The organism is Mycolicibacterium phocaicum, from assembly GCF_010731115.1.
GTDB classification, from domain to species: Bacteria; Actinomycetota; Actinomycetes; order Mycobacteriales; family Mycobacteriaceae; genus Mycobacterium; species Mycobacterium phocaicum.
This window is the reverse complement of record NZ_AP022616.1, coordinates 4868572-4884882: the sequence shown is the minus strand read 5'-3', so window position 1 is coordinate 4884882 and position 16311 is coordinate 4868572. Positions and strand designations below refer to the sequence as shown.

Annotated in this window: 18 protein-coding genes; 9 read left to right on the top strand and 9 right to left on the bottom strand. The window is 68.9% G+C overall.

All coding sequences use genetic code 11. The annotated features are described in order from the left end of the window. Nucleotides 1-38: 38 nt before the first annotated feature. Entirely contained in the window at nucleotides 39-1490 is a 1452-nt protein-coding gene (locus G6N46_RS23410; protein WP_073695347.1) for a PPE domain-containing protein, read from the bottom strand. Nucleotides 1491-1742: 252 nt separating this feature from the next. Here G6N46_RS23410 and G6N46_RS23405 point away from each other — a divergent pair, with 252 nt between their 5' ends. Continuing rightward, entirely contained in the window at nucleotides 1743-2552 is an 810-nt protein-coding gene (locus tag G6N46_RS23405) for a class I SAM-dependent methyltransferase (protein ID WP_138250564.1), read from the top strand. Here G6N46_RS23405 and G6N46_RS23400 read toward each other — a convergent pair. From G6N46_RS23400 to G6N46_RS23390, 3 genes are read right to left on the bottom strand one after another with little or no spacing between them, the layout of a single operon-like run. Continuing rightward, complete coding sequence (locus tag G6N46_RS23400; RefSeq protein ID WP_268815742.1) at nucleotides 2545-3528, bottom strand: o-succinylbenzoate synthase; 984 nt, start codon at nucleotides 3526-3528, stop codon at nucleotides 2545-2547. The genes G6N46_RS23405 and G6N46_RS23400 overlap by 8 nt on opposite strands. Before the next feature lie 14 nt (nucleotides 3529-3542). Continuing rightward, nucleotides 3543-5108, bottom strand: coding sequence for a long-chain-fatty-acid--CoA ligase (locus G6N46_RS23395; RefSeq protein WP_138250565.1), 1566 nt, complete (start codon nucleotides 5106-5108; stop codon nucleotides 3543-3545). Between the two features lie 29 nt (nucleotides 5109-5137). Continuing rightward, nucleotides 5138-6748, bottom strand: coding sequence for an amidohydrolase (locus G6N46_RS23390; protein WP_138250566.1), 1611 nt, complete (start codon nucleotides 6746-6748; stop codon nucleotides 5138-5140). A gap of 61 nt (nucleotides 6749-6809) precedes the next feature. Between G6N46_RS23390 and fadD8 the strand changes: the two genes are divergently transcribed. Next, nucleotides 6810-8411, top strand: a complete 1602-nt coding sequence (gene fadD8, locus G6N46_RS23385; RefSeq protein ID WP_138250567.1) for a fatty-acid--CoA ligase FadD8 — start codon at nucleotides 6810-6812, stop codon at nucleotides 8409-8411. Between the two features lie 56 nt (nucleotides 8412-8467). Here fadD8 and G6N46_RS23380 read toward each other — a convergent pair whose 3' ends face one another. Continuing rightward, a complete protein-coding gene (locus tag G6N46_RS23380; protein ID WP_138250568.1) occupies nucleotides 8468-9178 on the bottom strand; it encodes a FadR/GntR family transcriptional regulator in 711 nt (236 codons plus the stop codon). Nucleotides 9179-9225: 47 nt separating this feature from the next. Between G6N46_RS23380 and G6N46_RS23375 the strand changes: the two genes are divergently transcribed. Continuing rightward, nucleotides 9226-10494 (top strand): CynX/NimT family MFS transporter, encoded by a 1269-nt coding sequence (locus tag G6N46_RS23375; protein ID WP_138250569.1) that lies wholly within the window; start codon nucleotides 9226-9228, stop codon nucleotides 10492-10494. On the opposite strand, the gene G6N46_RS23370 is transcribed toward G6N46_RS23375, so the two are convergent. Beyond that, on the bottom strand, nucleotides 10495-11229 hold the full coding sequence (locus G6N46_RS23370) for a hypothetical protein (protein WP_131808717.1): 735 nt from the start codon (nucleotides 11227-11229) through the stop codon (nucleotides 10495-10497). It abuts the gene before it with no gap. 71 nt (nucleotides 11230-11300) lie between these two features. Here G6N46_RS23370 and G6N46_RS23365 point away from each other — a divergent pair, with 71 nt between their 5' ends. Continuing rightward, entirely contained in the window at nucleotides 11301-11753 is a 453-nt protein-coding gene (locus G6N46_RS23365) for a nitroreductase family deazaflavin-dependent oxidoreductase (protein ID WP_064858449.1), read from the top strand. 57 nt (nucleotides 11754-11810) lie between these two features. Here the strand turns inward: G6N46_RS23365 and G6N46_RS23360 are convergent, their stop codons facing one another. Next, nucleotides 11811-12086 (bottom strand): hypothetical protein, encoded by a 276-nt coding sequence (locus G6N46_RS23360; protein WP_061004016.1) that lies wholly within the window; start codon nucleotides 12084-12086, stop codon nucleotides 11811-11813. 101 nt (nucleotides 12087-12187) lie between these two features. Here G6N46_RS23360 and G6N46_RS23355 point away from each other — a divergent pair, with 101 nt between their 5' ends. From G6N46_RS23355 to G6N46_RS23335, 5 genes are all read left to right on the top strand, one after another. Further along, nucleotides 12188-13105, top strand: coding sequence for a 1,4-dihydroxy-2-naphthoyl-CoA synthase (locus tag G6N46_RS23355; RefSeq protein WP_064858448.1), 918 nt, complete (start codon nucleotides 12188-12190; stop codon nucleotides 13103-13105). 118 nt (nucleotides 13106-13223) lie between these two features. Next, nucleotides 13224-13691 carry a hypothetical protein gene (locus G6N46_RS23350; protein ID WP_064858447.1) on the top strand — a complete coding sequence of 156 codons (468 nt, stop codon included), beginning with the start codon at nucleotides 13224-13226 and terminating at the stop codon, nucleotides 13689-13691. A gap of 19 nt (nucleotides 13692-13710) precedes the next feature. Then, nucleotides 13711-14370, top strand: coding sequence for a 5,6-dimethylbenzimidazole synthase (gene bluB / locus G6N46_RS23345; RefSeq protein ID WP_138250570.1), 660 nt, complete (start codon nucleotides 13711-13713; stop codon nucleotides 14368-14370). A 23-nt stretch (nucleotides 14371-14393) separates the two neighbouring features. After that, complete coding sequence (locus G6N46_RS23340) at nucleotides 14394-15266, top strand: SDR family oxidoreductase (protein WP_133425403.1); 873 nt, start codon at nucleotides 14394-14396, stop codon at nucleotides 15264-15266. 4 nt (nucleotides 15267-15270) lie between these two features. Further along, the gene (locus G6N46_RS23335; RefSeq protein ID WP_133425404.1) at nucleotides 15271-15660 is read left to right on the top strand and encodes a VOC family protein; all 390 of its coding nucleotides are present in this window, start codon (nucleotides 15271-15273) and stop codon (nucleotides 15658-15660) included. 36 nt (nucleotides 15661-15696) lie between these two features. Here the strand turns inward: G6N46_RS23335 and G6N46_RS23330 are convergent, their stop codons facing one another. Further along, nucleotides 15697-16005 (bottom strand): DUF3349 domain-containing protein, encoded by a 309-nt coding sequence (locus tag G6N46_RS23330; RefSeq protein WP_135356138.1) that lies wholly within the window; start codon nucleotides 16003-16005, stop codon nucleotides 15697-15699. An 11-nt stretch (nucleotides 16006-16016) separates the two neighbouring features. Next, the gene (locus G6N46_RS23325; protein WP_064861222.1) at nucleotides 16017-16298 is read right to left on the bottom strand and encodes a hypothetical protein; all 282 of its coding nucleotides are present in this window, start codon (nucleotides 16296-16298) and stop codon (nucleotides 16017-16019) included. Between the last annotated feature and the right edge of the window lie 13 nt (nucleotides 16299-16311).

Below are 16311 nucleotides of genomic sequence, written 5' to 3'. Positions count from 1 at the left end.
TGTAGTCGTCGGGACCTCGAGAAAAGTTCCGCGCCCCTTCACAATTCGTGCTCTTGCTGGTTGCGCCCGTGCTCCACGCCGGACAGCCAGGTGGCCGGAAGCAGTGGCGCCGACGGGCTCGCACCCGCCGGCAGCCGCTCCACCATGCCGTTCGGTGCGGTGCTCGCCGTGGTCACCGCACCGGTGAACCCGACCGGTTCCGCGCCGCGCGCGCCGGCCGTGACGACGGGTGCGCTCGGCGAATTGTCGCCGGCGCCAGTCAGATCGGCCTTCATCTCAGGAAGCTCATCGCGATAACCCCGGGCTCCGCGCCGGGCTCGACGCACACGTTTGGCCCGGTCACGGACGCCGGCGACGGCACGAGCGGAGGCTGCGGCATCGATGCTGTCGGTGCTGATATCGGGCGATTCACTGCCCGATTCCGGCCCTGGTCCCGCTCCATGTCGCGACAGCCCGGGTACGGCGTAGACCAGGTTGGCTGCGGGCGCGGCGCCGCCGGCCCCGGGAGTGGTCGGCGCCGGCGCGGAGAGCCCGGAGGCCGGTGTCATACCGACCTGAACACCGGGGACGAGAGGGACACCCTGGGCGCGCGGCGCAGCTCCCGCAGGCTGGACCACAGCGGGTTCGGCGGGCACCGGCGCCGCGTCCGCGGCCGGCAGCACTGGCGATTTCACCAGCGCCAGCGCCGCGAGCGCGCTGAGTGCCGGCGCGAAGAACGATGCCAGCGGCAGTAGGTAGGAGGCGTAGTAGGGGTACCAGAGCATGTCGTAGAGCGTCAACGCCACCAGGGCCAGCACCGCGGACGTGGCGGGATTGAAGCCCAATTGCTCGAAGAAGCGCGTGAAGTTCTCGAGCAGCTGGTCGACCTGGCCGGTGGTGCCCAGTTGCGAGAGGAACTGCCAGAGGTCGCTCAGTGGTTGGCCCGGCGAGGTGGGCGCGTTCGACAGCGACTGCCGGGCTTCACCACCGGGCGCGACGATCGACGGCGCCGGCTGCGCGGGCGGTACCGCCGCCGTGGCCACCTCGGCGACCGCTTGGTAGACGATCATGGTGTCGGCCGCCTGTATCCACATGCGCGCGTAGTCGGCCTCGTTGACCGCGATGGGAATCGTGTTGATACCGAAGAAGTTTGTCGCCAACAGTGCGGCGTTCGTCACATGATTGGCGGCCAGTTCCACCAGCGTCGGCATGGTCGCGACGGCGGTGCCGTAGGCGGCGGCCACCGTTTCATGCTGTGCCGCCGTCGCGGCCGTCGTCAGCGCGGACTCCTCCAGCCAGGCCAGGTAGGGCACGTGCGCGGCGACATACTGGACCGCGCTCAGCCCCTCCCAACTGCTCCCCTGCACGTCGGCCAGGACGGTCGACAGCTCGGCGGCCGCCTGGCCGTACTGCAGGCTCAGCTGTTGCCATTGCGCGGCGGCAGCGAGCAGTGAACCGGGCCCCGGGCCGGCCGTCAGCAACGCCGAATGCACCTCAGGTGGCATGGCCATCCAGATCGGCACAGTCACGTCGCGGTCTCCTCGCACGGCACAGCAGGCCGCGCACCGTCGTGGCGCGACCGCCCTGGATACCCCCACGGCACCCGTACGTCTAGCTAGTCGGTGGATGCATCGAGAAAGTTCCCGGCCCGGTGGCCCGGGCGAAATCGCCTATGCGACAGCCGGTTATCGCGGCACCGCGCGGCGGGTGATTTTCGCGACCGGTTTTGACAGCCACCCGATCGGTGGACGTACGGTGGCGCCATGCCAGTCATCGACGCCCGCCATCTCGACGGCGTATCCGAAACCGCGCTCCTCACGTTGCACCAACGCGCCACCGAGGCCGCCCGCCCCGACGGCATCATCGACGACCCGATGGCGATCGCGCTGCGGGACCGCCTCGATTACGACTACCAGGATTTCGGCCGCACGCATCAGGCCACCGCACTGCGGGCCCTGGTGTTCGACGCGGTCACCCGCGACTATCTGGCCGGCCATCCGCGCGCGACCGTCGTGGCGCTGGCGGAGGGGCTGCAGACCAGCTTCTGGCGCGTGGACAACGGCGAAATGACTTGGTTATCAGTGGATTTGGCGCCGATCATCGAGCTCCGGCAGCAGGTACTCCCGACGCCTGATCGGCTCGGGTACTGCGCGCAGTCCGCGCTGGACCACTCCTGGATGGACGCCGTCGACGATTCCGATGGCGTGGTGATCACCGCCGAAGGCCTGTTCCAGTATCTGACGGCGGATGTCGTGTTCGACCTCATCGCCGCATGCGCCGCGCGGTTTCCCAACGGACAGTTGGTCTTTGACAGTGTGCCGCGGTTGCTGAGCGCGTATTCGCAGCGCCGCGGCTTCCGGCTCAGCGAGCACTACACCGTGCCCCCGATGCCGTTCTGGTTCACCGCAGATCAATACCCGCGTTTGCAATCCATCCCCGGTGTCCGCACCGTGCGCGAACTGCGCTATCCGGCCGGCCGCGGCAAGCTCGTGCCCTGGGCCACCCGGCAGTCCTACCGATTGTCCGCGTTGGCCCGCTTCCGGGCGCCGGTCACGCTCGTCGAATTCACTTGATGGACAAAGCTTCCAGCACCGGATAGCACTCCCGGACACGCCCGATCCACCAGTCCCGACGCGCGGGCGCCGCCGCCAGACCGGCCAATCGCGCCGGGTCCGGCGCCACCGGGCCGACGGGCAGGAACCCGTCGACCGAAGTTGCCACGTCCGCAACATCTTCCACGAACAACCCGCCGGTGCCCAGCCCGCAGGCGTGCTGCAGCGTCGGCAGACACCCGGCGGCCAGGAGCCCGCGCGTCATCCCGACCGCGGAGTCCAGCGCGCTCGACACCACGACCGGGATGTCGATCTGACGGGCCACCTCCAACAACCGCCCCACCCCACCCAGCGGCGCGACCTTCACCACCGCGACATCGGCCGCGCGCTCGCGGACGACACGCAGCGGGTCGGAGGCCTTGCGGATGGACTCGTCGGCCGCCACCGGCACGTCGACCAGGCGCCGGAGTTCGGCCAGTTCCGGCACCGTCGCGCACGGCTGCTCCAGGTATTCGAGGGGACCCGAGGCCGTCAGGGCCCGCGCCGCGGCCGCCGCTTCCGCTACGGTCCAGCCGCCGTTGGCGTCCACCCGCACCACCGGCACCAGGGCACGGACGGCTTCGACGCGGGCCACGTCGTCGGCCAGCGTCTGGCCCGGCTCGGCCACCTTCACCTTGGCGGTGCGGGCGCCTGGGAACCGGGCCAGCACCTCGGGCACCCGTGCCGCGTCGACGGCGGGCACCGTGGCGTTGATCGGGATGCTGTCGCGCACCGGCGCGGGCGACGGCGAGTACGCCGCCTCGATGCCGGAGACGAGCCAGTGCGCTGCCTCGGCCGCGCCGTACTCGACGAATGCGCCGAATTCACCCCAGCCGCACGGTCCTTCGATCAGCGTGACTTCACGAACGTCGATGCCGCGGAACCGGACCCGCATGGGCAGCGAGACGACGTACAGGCGCTCGAGCAGTTCGTCGAGCGCAGGCAGAGCGGGTGGCACCCCTCTATCGTGCCTCACACGGTGGCGCGGTCCCGACCCTCCCAGTATGGCTTGCGGAGCTCCTTCTTGAGGATCTTGCCGGTGGGGTTGCGCGGCATGTCGTCGACGAAGTCGATGGTCTTCGGACACTTGTAGGCGGCCAGGCGTTCGCGGGCGAACGCGATGAGGTCGGCGTCCGACACCTCCCCCTCAAGCGTCACAACGGCTTTCACCGATTCGCCCCACTTCTCGTCGGGCACACCGATGATCGCGACCTCGGACACTGCCGGGTGTTCGGCGAGCACGCGCTCCACCTCGATGGAATAGATGTTCTCGCCGCCGGAGATGATCATGTCCTTGAGCCGGTCCTCGACGAAGATGTAGCCGTCGGCGTCGACGCGGCCGATGTCGCCGGTGCGGAACCAGCCGTCGGCGGTGATGGCCTCGGCGGTCGCGTCCGGCCGGTTCAGGTATTCCTTCATCAATGTCGGTGTGCGGAACCACAATTCGCCCTGTTCGCCGGCGGGCGCGTCTTCCAGGGTCTCCGGGTTCACCACGCGGACCTCGGCTTGGGGAATCAGCACGCCGGCGCTGACCAGTCGCTCCTCGTTGTCGGCGCGATGGTCCTCGGGCATCAGCCGGCTGACGACGCCGCAGACCTCGGTCAGGCCGTACACCTGGATGAACTCGGTCTCGGGCCACGCAGCCAGGGCCTGGCGCAGCAGCGGCAGCGGCATCGGCGAGGCGCCGTAGGCGTACGTCTTCAGCGCGCTGAACAACTTCACCGCGTCCGGACCGGACTCGAGCACCTTGGCCAGTACCGCCGGCACGAGGAACGTGCGGTTGGCACCGTTCAAGATGCCGCCGGCCAGCGACGCGCCGTCGGCGTCGCGCGTCATGTAGCTCGGCACGCCGTTGTGCAACCCGTACTGCACGTAGGACGAACCGCCGACGTGGAACAGCGGCATCGCCACCAGGTTCTTGTCACCGGCTTCCGCCGTCCAGCCCTCGAAGGCGTTGATGGTGTGCGCGATCATGTTGGCCTGCGTGAGCGCGACGCCCTTCGGGCGGCCCGTCGTGCCCGAGGAGTACATGATGATGCTGACGTCGTCGGGCTGGACGTCGGGCGAGCGGTCCACCGGGGACGCACCGGCCAGGAGTACCTCGTACTCGTCGCCGTCCCCGCCCTCGGGCGTCACGCTGACGACGTGCTCGACGGCCGTCAGCTTGTCCGCGATGGCGTCGACCGCCGGCCGCAGTTCGGCGCCGACGATGAGAACCTTTGCGCCACAGTCGTTCAGCACGAAGTCCAGCTCGTCGGCGGCGAGCCGGAAGTTGATGATCGCGTTGGCGGCGCCCAGCGACGCCGCGGCCAGCGTCAGCTCCACGCAGGCCGGGTGGTTCTTGTCCAGGAACGCCACGACGTCCCCGCGTTTGACGCCCCAGGCCGCCAGCGCACCGGCCAGGCGGCGGACCCGGTCGTTCCACTGCGACCACGTCCAGGTCCGGCCCAGATAGGTGATCGCCTCTTCGTCTGGCTTGGTCGCGGCCCAGTGGGCAACACGTTCATCGAGGAATCGGGGTGCCGACAGTTCAGTCATGTGCTGAGCCTGCCACGTCTGCCGCGCGCTCAGTCGGCTTTGGCGTGAACCTGTTGCCCTGCCAGGTAAGTCGCGAGGACTTCCAGGTCAGCGACGTCTTCCGGCGGCACCGTGCGCGGATCGGCGGACAGCACCACCAGATCTGCGTACTTGCCGACTTCCAGCGAACCGATGACGTCGTCGGAGAACAGCTGCCAGGCCGCGTCGATGGTCTGGGCCCGGATCGCCTGGTCGACGGTGAGCCGTTCCTGCGGCGCCAGCACGCGGCCGCTGGGTGCGGTCCGGGTGGCCGCGACGCTGATGTTGCGCAGCGGCTCCTCGGGCGTCACGGGCGGGTCGTTGTGCAGCGAGATCCGCATGCCGGTCGCGACCGCGGACCCGGCCGGCATCCACACGTCGCCCTTTTCCGGGCCGAACAGGCCGTCGACGATGACGTCGCCCCAGTAATGGATCTGGTCGACGAACACGCTGCACGTGACTCCGAGATCGTGCGCCCGCTGCAGTTGCGCCGGTGTGATGGCGCCGACGTGCTCGAGCCGCAGCCGGTGATCGTCGCGGGGCCAGCGCTGCAGCGCTTCCTCGTAGACGTCCAGGATGGTGTCGACGCCGTGATCGCCGTGCACGTGACAGGCCATCTGCCAGCCCTGCGGGAAGAAGGTGTGGACGATCTCGGCGAGCTGCTCGCGCGTGTAGTTGGCGTGTCCGCACGACCCGGGCACCACCCCGATGGTGCGGGTGGCCTCGGTGTCCAGGTACGGGAAGGTGAGGTCGATGTTGCCGACCCACGGGGACCCGTCGACCCAGATCTTGATGCCGGCCTGACGGACCATGTCGTCGCCGTTGTCGGGCGACGCATCGGTGTGCAGCGCCGCGGTGGACATCTCGTAGGTGCGCAGCCGCACCGTGAGCTTGTCGCGCATCTGCTCCAGGACCGGCCGGAACATCGGGTCGAACGCCATCTCCGAACACGTCGTCAACCCGGCCTGGTTCAGCCGCGCGCATTCGGCGAGCAGCAGCGCCGGATAGTCGCTGGGCGTCAGCACTCCCGTCACCAGGGGAAGCACCGCGCCGGTCTCGATCGCGGTGCCGTCGAGCTCGCCGTCGGCGTCGCGGCCGTACTTGGCGCCGTGCGGGTCCGGGGTGTCGCGGGTCAGGCCGGCGTTGGCCGCGGCGGCCGCGTTGAAGTACGCCTTGTGCCCCGAGTTGTGCACGATCACCAGCGGGGTGTCGGGCGCCGCTTCGTTCAGCCAGGCCTGCGTCAGCTCGGGCAGCCCGTGTTGCAGTAGCGGGTCCCAGCCGTTCAGGTAGGCACCGTCGGCGCCGCGGGCGGCGACCTCGGCGTGGATCGCGGCCACGACGTCCGCGGCATCGGGCATCGTGACGGGCCGGATGTCGACCATGCGGCCGCCCAGGACCACGGCCTCCATCAGCGGGTGGCCGTGCGCCTCGATGAACCCGGGCAGGACGCAACCGTCGACCTCACGCACCTCGGTGTCGGCACCGATCCACGGCTGCACGTCGGCACGCGTTCCGACGGCGACGATCCGGCCGTCGGTGACGGCGAGCGCCTCGGCGGTGGGCCGGTCGGGGTCGACGGTCAGGATGTTTCCGACGATGACGAGGTCCGCTGCGCTGGCCATGAGGTGGATGCTAGACCGCAGGGCTTGACCTACGGACTAGAACACGTTCTAGTCTTAGGCTATGAGTGACGACCTGCTGCGCCATCCCCTGCATTCCGGGCACTTGACCGTCGGCGCCCTCAAGCGCAACAAGGACAAGCCGGTCCTGTTTCTCGGCGACACCACGCTGACCGGCGGCCAGCTCGCCGACCGCATCAGCCAGTACATTCAGGCCTTCGAGGCGCTCGGTGCCGGCTCCGGTGCCAGCAGCGGCCTGCTGTCGCTGAACCGGCCCGAGGTGCTGATGATCATCGGCGCCAGCCAGACGCAGGGCTACCGCCGCACGGCACTACACCCTCTCGGTTCGCTGGACGACCACGCGTACGTCCTGACCGATGCCGGCGTGACGACGCTGATCATCGACCCCACCGAGGCCTTCGTGGAGCGGGCCATCGGCCTGCTGGAGAAGGTGCCCTCGCTCAAGCAGATCCTGACGATCGGCCCGGTGCCGGACGCGCTGATCGGTTCGGCGATCGACCTGGCCGCCGAAGCCGCGAAATACGAGCCGCAGCCGCTGCAGGCCGCCGACCTGGCGCCCGATCACGTCGGCGGGCTCACCTACACCGGTGGCACCACCGGCAAGCCCAAGGGCGTCATCGGCACGACGCAGTCCATCAGCACGATGACGACCATTCAGCTGGCCGAATGGGAATGGCCCGAGCACCCGCGGTTCCTGATGTGCACGCCGCTGTCGCACGCCGGCGCCGCGTTCTTCACGCCGACCATCGTCAAGGGCGGCGAGCTGATCGTGCTCAAGAAGTTCGACCCCGCCGAGGTGCTGCGGGTCATCGAAGAACAGAAGATCACCGCGACCATGCTGGTGCCGTCGATGATCTACGCCCTGATGGACCACCCCGACTCGCACACGCGCGATCTGTCGTCGCTCGAGACCGTCTACTACGGCGCCTCGGCCATGAACCCGGTGCGCCTGGCCGAGGCGATCCGCCGGTTCGGCCCGATCTTCGCGCAGTACTACGGCCAGTCCGAGGCGCCGATGGTCATCACCTACCTGGCCAAGGGCGAGCACGACGAGAAGCGGCTGACCTCCTGCGGGCGGCCGACGCTGTTCGCGCGCACCGCGCTGCTCGGCGACGACGGCCGGCCTGTCAAGCAGGGCGAGGTCGGCGAGATCTGCGTGTCCGGCCCGCTGCTGTCGGGTGGCTACTGGAACCTGCCCGAGGCCACCGCAGACACGTTCTCCGGCGGCTGGATGCACACCGGCGACCTGGCCCGCGAGGACGAGGACGGCTTCTGGTTCATCGTCGACCGCACCAAGGACATGATCGTCACCGGCGGCTTCAACGTGTTCCCCCGCGAGGTGGAAGACGTTGTCGCCGAACATCCTTCGATCGCGCAGGTGTGTGTGGTCGGCACCCCCGACGAGAAGTGGGGCGAGGCCGTCACGGCCGTCGTGGTGCTGCGCCCGGACGCCGACCGCTCCGAGGAGGCCATCGCGAAGATGACGGCCGAGATTCAGGCGGCGGTCAAGGAACGCAAGGGCTCGGTGCAGTCGCCGAAGCAGGTCGTCATCGCCGACGCCGTGCCGGTGACGGCACTCGGCAAGCCCGACAAGAAGGCCGTCCGCGCCCAGTTCTGGGCCGGCTCGGAGCGCTCCGTCGGCTAGCAGTCAGTTCCGCGAGCAGACGCAAAACTGTCAATTTCCGCCCGAAATCGACAGTTTTACGTCTGCTCGCGAGTGGTAGGTACCCCCGGTTCGCGAGTGGATCTCAACCCGGCGAGGAGGCGGTCAAAGAGCTCGGCTGCCGCAGCGGCCGCGCCGTCGGGATCCCCGGCGACGATGTGATCGAGCAGCCGGTGGTGGTCCTCGAACTCGGTCTCGACGGGCGTCTCGTTCATGACGGACACGCTCGCGGTGATGACCTCGATGAGCCCGAGGTACAGGTCGATCAACATCGCATTGCCCGACGCCCGCATGACGGCGCAGTGGAATTCGGTGTCGGCGTGGACGAATTCGTCGTGATGTCCGGCGCGCTGCTCGTCGTCGCGGCCGTCCAGCAGCCGCCGCAGGGTGACGATGTCGTCGTCGGTCCGGTGGGCGGCGGCCAGCCGGGCGCCTTCCACTTCCAGTCCGCGGCGGACCTGCAGCACGTCACGCAGCTCGTCGCTGCAGAGCCGGCGCAGCGCGCCTGACACCTCACTGGTGGCGCGGACGTACGTGCCGTCGCCCTGCCGTACCTCGAACAGCCCAGCATGGGCCAGTGCCCGCACGGCCTCGCGCACGGTGTTGCGGCCGACCCCGAGTGCCTCGACGAGATCGGTCTCATTGGGGATGCGATGCCCGACAGGCCATTCCCCGTCCGAGACAGAACCCCGGAGCTGTTCGATGACCTGCTCGACCAAGCCGGTACGACGAGCTGTGTTCAGCGCCACCAAATCATCCTTTCAACCAATCATAGGATGTATGTCATCATAGCAAGATGAGTGCTGCCGTGAACGGAACCAAACACGCCCGTTACGAGGATGAATTGGCACTCGAGCTCGACGGCGCCATCGAGATCACGGACGTCCCGGCGAGCCCGAACACCCGTCTGGCCAGTAGCGTCCTGCTGGCGGTCGCCGTCGTCGTCACCGCGCTGAACCTACGGCCGTCGGTCACGAGCGTCGCTCCCCTGCTCGGCGAGATGCGCGCCGCACTCGGGGTGTCGTCGGTCTGGGCCGGCATCCTGACCACCCTGCCCGTGCTGTGCTTCTCCGCCGCCGGCGCCACCGCGCCGCTGCTGTCCAAACGACTCGGCCTGGGCCGGACCGTCACGCTCGCATTGCTCGCCCTGGCCGTGGGGCTGGCGGTGCGGCCGTTCGGCGACGGCGGCCTGATGCTCGGTGCCACGCTGCTCGCCTCGTCGGGCGTCGCGCTCGCGAACGTGCTGATCCCGGTGGTCATCAAGAGTTCGTTCCCCGCGCGCGTCGGTCTGATGACCGGCATCTACACCAGCGCCTTGCAGGCGGGCGGGGCCTTCGGCGCCGCCGTCACGCCGGCCGTCGAACACAGCGTCGGCGGCTGGCGCCCATCGCTGGCCATCTGGGCGGCCGTCGCGCTGGCGGCCCTGCTCCTGTGGGTCCCCGCCGCCCGGCGCCATCGCGCCGATTGGGCCGCCACCGCGGCACAGACCACCAAGCGCCGCTCACTTTTGCGGAACCCGCTCGCGTGGACCGTGACGGTCTACATGGGCAGCCAGTCGTTCCTGGCCTACGTCATGATGGGCTGGCTCCCACAGATTTTCATCGACAACGGCATGGACAAGACCAGCGCCGGCGTGATGTCCGGGGTGATGTCCCTCATCGGCGTCCCGATCGCGCTCCTGCTGTCGCCGCTGGCCGCGCGCAGCACGCACCAGAGCCTGTGGAACGTCGGCCTCGGCGTGCTGGGTGTGTCCGGCACCATCGGCCTGCTGATCGCACCGATGGCGGCGCCGGTGCTGTGGAGCACGATGATCGGCATCGGGTTGAGCGCGTTCTCACTGGCGCTGACCATCATCGCGCTGCGCGCCCGCAACGCCGAGGACACCGCACAGCTCTCGGGTATGGCGCAGGGCTTCGGCTACCTGTTCGCCAGCACCGGCCCGTTCCTGTTCGGGCTGCTGCATGACGTGTCCGGCAACTGGCACGTCCCGTTCGTGTTGTTCTTCAGTGTGTACGCGGTGCAGCTGACGGCAGGCTGGTTCGCCGGGCGCAACCGCTACGTCTAGCTAGAACTGCGGCGGATAGCCCGGGTAACCGACGGGAGCGACGGGCGCCGACTGCCCGCTCTTCCACCGGCACCACGCCTGCGTCGAATTCAGGGCGGCCAGCACGCCGGTGGCGAGCGCGAACACGATCGGTATCGCGGCACTCATCACCGACAGCCCCGCCATCGCCTGCATGCCGTCGTAGCTGCCGCCGAGGGTGGAGTCAATGCTCTTGAGGATGGTCAGCGAGGCGAACAGGCCGACCACATTCGCGAGCACCACGGCCGTGCAACCGCCGATGACGATCCAGCGGCCCACCGCACGACCCAGGACCAGCAGCACGCCACCGGTGAGCAGCACGATCGCCACAATCGTCTGCACGATGGCCATGCCGGTGGTCAGGCCCATCAGCTCGGACCGGGTGTCACTCGCGTAGGAGCCGATCAGCGCGCCCAGCGTCGCGACCGCGTACCAGCTGGAGAACGCCTGGAACGCCGTCGACAGGGCGCCGAGCATGCTGAGCACCGCGGCGATGATCGCCGTCACGCCTGACGGTCCCGACGGCCCGGCGGGCACCGGCGCGCCGTAACCCATCGGCTGGGGGTACTGCGGCTGCGGCTGGGGATACTGCGGGTAGGGCACGCTCGGCGGCACGCCGGGAGCCCCGTAGGGGTTGGGCCCATACGGTTGACCCGGTGGTTGACCGGGTCCGAACTGCCCAGGCCCGAATTGCCCGGGGGGCCACTGATTCGACATCGAAACCCCTCCTTCAGCTGGGCGAACATAGCACGCCACCGCCGTTTCGGCGCCTCGTCTAGCCTCGAATCATGACCCGGGACAGCGACGCGAATCTCAAGCCACCGTGGTGGCTCAAGCCCATGAACAAGGTGATGATGGCGGTCATGCGGGTGGTCCCGATCAAGGGTCCCGTGGTGCTGACCGTGCCCGGCCGCAAGTCCGGTGAACCGCGGTCGACGCCCATCACCCCGTTCGAGGTCGACGGCGCGCGCTACGTGGTGGGCGGGTTCCCCAATGCCGACTGGGTGCGCAACGCGCGCGCCGCGGCGACCGCCACCGTCACGCAGGGCCGGCACCGTGAAGAGGTCCGGCTGTTCGAGGTACCCGCCGAAGAGGCCCGACCGCTGTTGCGGCAGTTCCCCATCCTGGTGCCGACGGGCGTCGGCTTCATGAAGAACGCCGGCCTGGTGACCGGACCCAACCCCGACGAATTCGAAGCGCTCGCCGGCCGCTGCGCGGTGTTCCGGTTCGACCCCGTCTAGAGACGAGTGTGGGGGTTGACGAGAAATTCTCGTCAACCCCCACGCTCGGGCAGCCGTCTAGATGTGCGGCGCGTTCTTGATCGGGGCGTCCTGCTGGCCGACCGTCTGGCACCACGCCAGCGCCGACGCGCGCGTCCCCGACACCTCCAGCGACGACGGATCGGCGCCCTTGCGGTCCTTGATCATCTTGTTGACCGCCTCGTTCTGCGTCTTCTCGTCGGCACCGACGAAGTCCTTGCACTTGGTGTCGCCACCCTGCACGGCCGGCGAGCATCCGACCAGCATCAGTCCGGCAATGACACCCGACACCACCACGCCTGCTGACCGCTTCATCAAGGACCTCCCTGTATTCGGGCCGCGAACGGCCGCTGTTTGTGTCGATCTAGTACCCCTGGGTGGCGCGGACCAAACACAGTCGGCTCTAAGGTCGAGGCGTGAACGCAGACAATCCGTTTGACCCGCAGCTCTGGCAGCCGGTGACCGAACTCGGTGAACTCACCGACATCACCTACCACCGTCACGTGCGCGACGGTGAGCCGCAGCCGACGGTCCGGATCGCCTTCGACCGGCCCGAGGTCCGCAACGCCTTCCGGCCGCACACCGTCGACGAGCTGTACCGCGCCCTCGACCACGCCCGGATGAGCCCTGACGTCGGCGTCATCCTGCTGACCGGCAACGGACCGTCGCCCAAGGACGGCGGCTGGGCCTTCTGCTCGGGTGGCGACCAGCGCATCCGCGGCCGCAGCGGTTACCAGTACGCGTCCGGCGAGACCGCCGAGACCGTCGACCCCGCGCGCGCCGGACGGCTGCACATCCTCGAGGTGCAGCGGCTGATCCGGTTCATGCCGAAGCCCGTGATCTGCCTGGTGAACGGCTGGGCGGCCGGCGGCGGCCACAGCCTGCACGTGGTCTGCGACTTGACCCTGGCCAGCCGCGAACATGCCCGGTTCAAGCAGACCGACGCCGACGTCGGCAGCTTCGACGGCGGCTACGGCTCGGCGTACCTGGCCCGCCAGGCCGGGCAGAAGTTCGCCCGCGAAATCTTCTTCCTGGGCCGCGCCTACGACGCCGAGACCATGCACAAGATGGGCGCCGTCAACGAGGTCGTCGACCACAAGGACCTGGAAACCGTTGCGCTGCAATGGGCTGCCGAGATCAACGGCAAGTCGCCGCAGGCCATCCGGATGCTGAAGTTCTCGTTCAACCTGATCGACGACGGTCTGGTGGGGCAGCAGATCTTCGCCGGCGAGGCCACCCGCCTGGCCTACATGACCGACGAAGCCGTCGAGGGCCGCGACGCCTTCCTGCAGAAGCGCGACCCCGACTGGAGCGAGTTCCCGCGCTACTTCTGAGTTCCGCCGGCGTCCTGTCGGTCGGGCGGACGACGGGACGCTGTGCGCTTTTCATGAGTGCGCTGTGTATCCGCTTGGGCGCGTGTCGATGCGGGATGCCTCGCGTCACACTGGGCACGTGAACGTCGGGGCACAGGCGCGGATCGGCCGCTGGGCGCTGGGGGCCCAGGGCTTCGCCCTGGGCGTCTTCGGCGGCACCGGCCTGGCCTGGTCCATGGCGAACCCGCATTTCGGCGCCGCCGGGGCACCGATCATGTGGCTGCGGGTGACGCCGCTGCACTGCTCGCTGCTGCTCGTGGTCGGCGTGCTGACCGTCTTCGCCGCTTTCGGCCGCAGCGCGGCACTGTTCAACCGCATCGCGGCCGTCGGCTGGTTCATCGTGACGGTGGTGTGCATCGCGGCCACCTCGAGCCACAGCCCGGGACCGCTGGGTTTCGACGCGCGCGACTCCGTGCTCTACACGATCCTCACCGGCTACAACGTGGCGCTGGCGGCGTGGTTCGCCTTCCCCAACCGAACCACGCCGGCAGCGCGCCCGTCCCGCCGGTCCCACCGGCGGCACTCCGACGTGATCGGATCCCGCTGACCCCTGTTAGCCTCCCGGGGTGAGCGAGCCGAGTTACTCCGACGCCGAACGCGCAGCCGTCTACCGCGTCATGTCCGAGCGCCGGGACATGCGGCACTTCACACCGAATTCCCAAGTGCCCGAAGATGTTCTGCGCCGCATCCTGGAGGCCGCGCACATGGCGCCGAGCGTCGGGCTGATGCAGCCGTGGCGCTTCCTGCGCATCACCGACCCGGCCACGCGGACCGCGATCAAGGAGCTCGTCGACGCCGAGCGGATCCAGACGGGCGAGGCCCTCGGACCGCGCGAAGCCGAGTTCCTGGCACTCAAGGTCGAGGGCATCGGTGACTGCGCGGAGCTGTTCGTGGTGGCGCTCGGTGACGATCGGGAGCGCCACATCTTCGGCCGGCGCACCATGCCGCACATGGACCTGGCGTCGGTGTCCTGCGCCATCCAGAACATGTGGCTGGCGGCCCGCGCGGAAGGCCTTGGGCTGGGCTGGGTTTCGCTGTTCGAGCCGACGGAACTGGCCGCACTGCTGAGGATGCCCGACGGGGCGGATCCGATCGCGGTGCTGTGCGTCGGCCCGGTGCCGGAGTTCCCGGACCGCCCCGAACTCGAGATCGTGGGCTGGACGACGGCGCGCCCGCTCGACGAACTCGTGTACACCGACGTCTGGCCTGTCACCGGAACGAGCTGACGGCCCGGCCCTAAGCTCAGGGGGTGAGCAAGAGTCCACTACGGCGCGTCAGCGAGAGCCTGCTGCTCGCCGGCATGCGACCGCCCCTGATCGAACGGTTGTCGGGCCACGGCGAGGTGGACCTGGCCGGGAAACGCATCGTGCTGACGGGGGCGTCGTCGGGCATCGGGGAGGCGGCCGCCGCCAAGTTCGCGCGCCTCGGCGCGACGGTCGTCATCGTCGCCCGCCGGGCCGACCTGCTGGACAAGGTGGCCGCGCGGATCACCCACAGCGGCGGCGACGCCATCGCGCGGCCGTGCGACCTGTCCGACATGGATGCCATCGACAAGCTGGTCACCGACGTGGAAGCCGAGCTGGGCGGCGTGGACATCCTGATCAACAACGCCGGCCGGTCGATCCGCCGCCCGCTGGCCGAGTCCCTGGACCGCTGGCACGACGTCGAACGCACCATGACGCTGAACTACTACTCGCCGCTGCGCCTGGTCCGCGGCTTCGCCCCCGGCATGCTCGCGCGCGGCGACGGGCACATCATCAACGTGTCCACGTGGGGTGTGATGAACGAGTCGTCGCCACTGTTCGCGGTGTACAACGCCTCCAAGTCGGCCCTGACGGCGGTGAGCCGTGTCATCGAAACCGAGTGGGGCGCAAGCGGAGTGCACTCGTCGACGCTGTTCTACCCGCTGGTGAAGACGCCGATGATCGCGCCGACCCGCGCCTTCGACGGGGTGCCCGGCCTGTCGGCCGACGAAGCCGCCGACTGGATGATCACCGCGGCCAAGACCCGCCCGGTGCGGATCGCGCCCCGGATCGCGGTGACGTCGCACGCGCTCAACAGTTTCGTCCCCGGCTTGGTCGACCAGATGATGAAACGTCGACGCGCACAACCGGCCGGGTGACGCGATGGAGATCCTGGCCAGCCGCATCCTGATCCGGCCCGTCGACTACGCGAAGTCCGTGGCCTTCTACCGCGACGCCGTCGGCCTGGCCATCGCACGCGAATACGGCGCCGGCACAGTGTTTTACGCCGGGCAGTCGCTCATTGAGCTCGCGGGCCACGGCCGTGCCGACGACGGCCCGACGGTCCCGTTCCCTGGCGCGCTGTGGCTGCAGGTGCGGGACGTCTATCAGACCCAGGCCGAACTGGAGTCCCGCGGGGTGCCGATTGCCCGTGCCGCACAACAGGAACCGTGGGGCCTGCACGAGATGCACGTCACCGATCCCGATCAGGTCACCCTGATCTTCGTCCAGGTGCCCGACACCCACCCCCTACGACGCGACACCCGGAGTTAGCACTCCGGGTGTCGCGGGTGGTGAATCTGTAGCGCGTCAGCGCGCCGGCGTCGCCAGCGGCCAGCCGACCGAGGCCAGCCGCGCGGACACCTGGTGGATGTCGTCTGCGCTGGGCTCCTGGTTGGTGACGGCTGCGATCGCGGCTTGAATCTCGGCCTCGGTGACCGGGCTCTCACCGTCGTTGGTGCGCAGGATGGACCGCGCCGCCTCGACGACCTCGTCCTCCGTGAGCGACCGCTTCAGCAGCGCCAGCACCGGGTAGTAGTCCTTGGGCGGCACGCCGTCGGGGTATCCCGCCCGCAGCCAGCGCAGGACATTCTCGAACAATCCGTTGGATTCAGTCATTGTCCGTCAGCTCACTTCTTCAGAAAGGGGAACAGGTCGACGCCGGTGTGGTGGATGATCGTGGACCGGGTGATCCACAGGATCGCGAGCAGGACCACCGCTCCGACCAGCACGAACAGCGCGAGACCCAGGAACTTGAGGATCGGGTTGGGGGCCGCGACCGTCCCGTCGGAGTGCTCGCCGCCGGCGCCGTTGGAGTAGGCGACCAGGCCGCCCGCGAACACCGCGGGGAGTCCGGCACCGAGGACCAGGCCCACGACGAGGACCTTGAGGATGGCTTCCACGTAATTCATCTGTGAGTCCTTC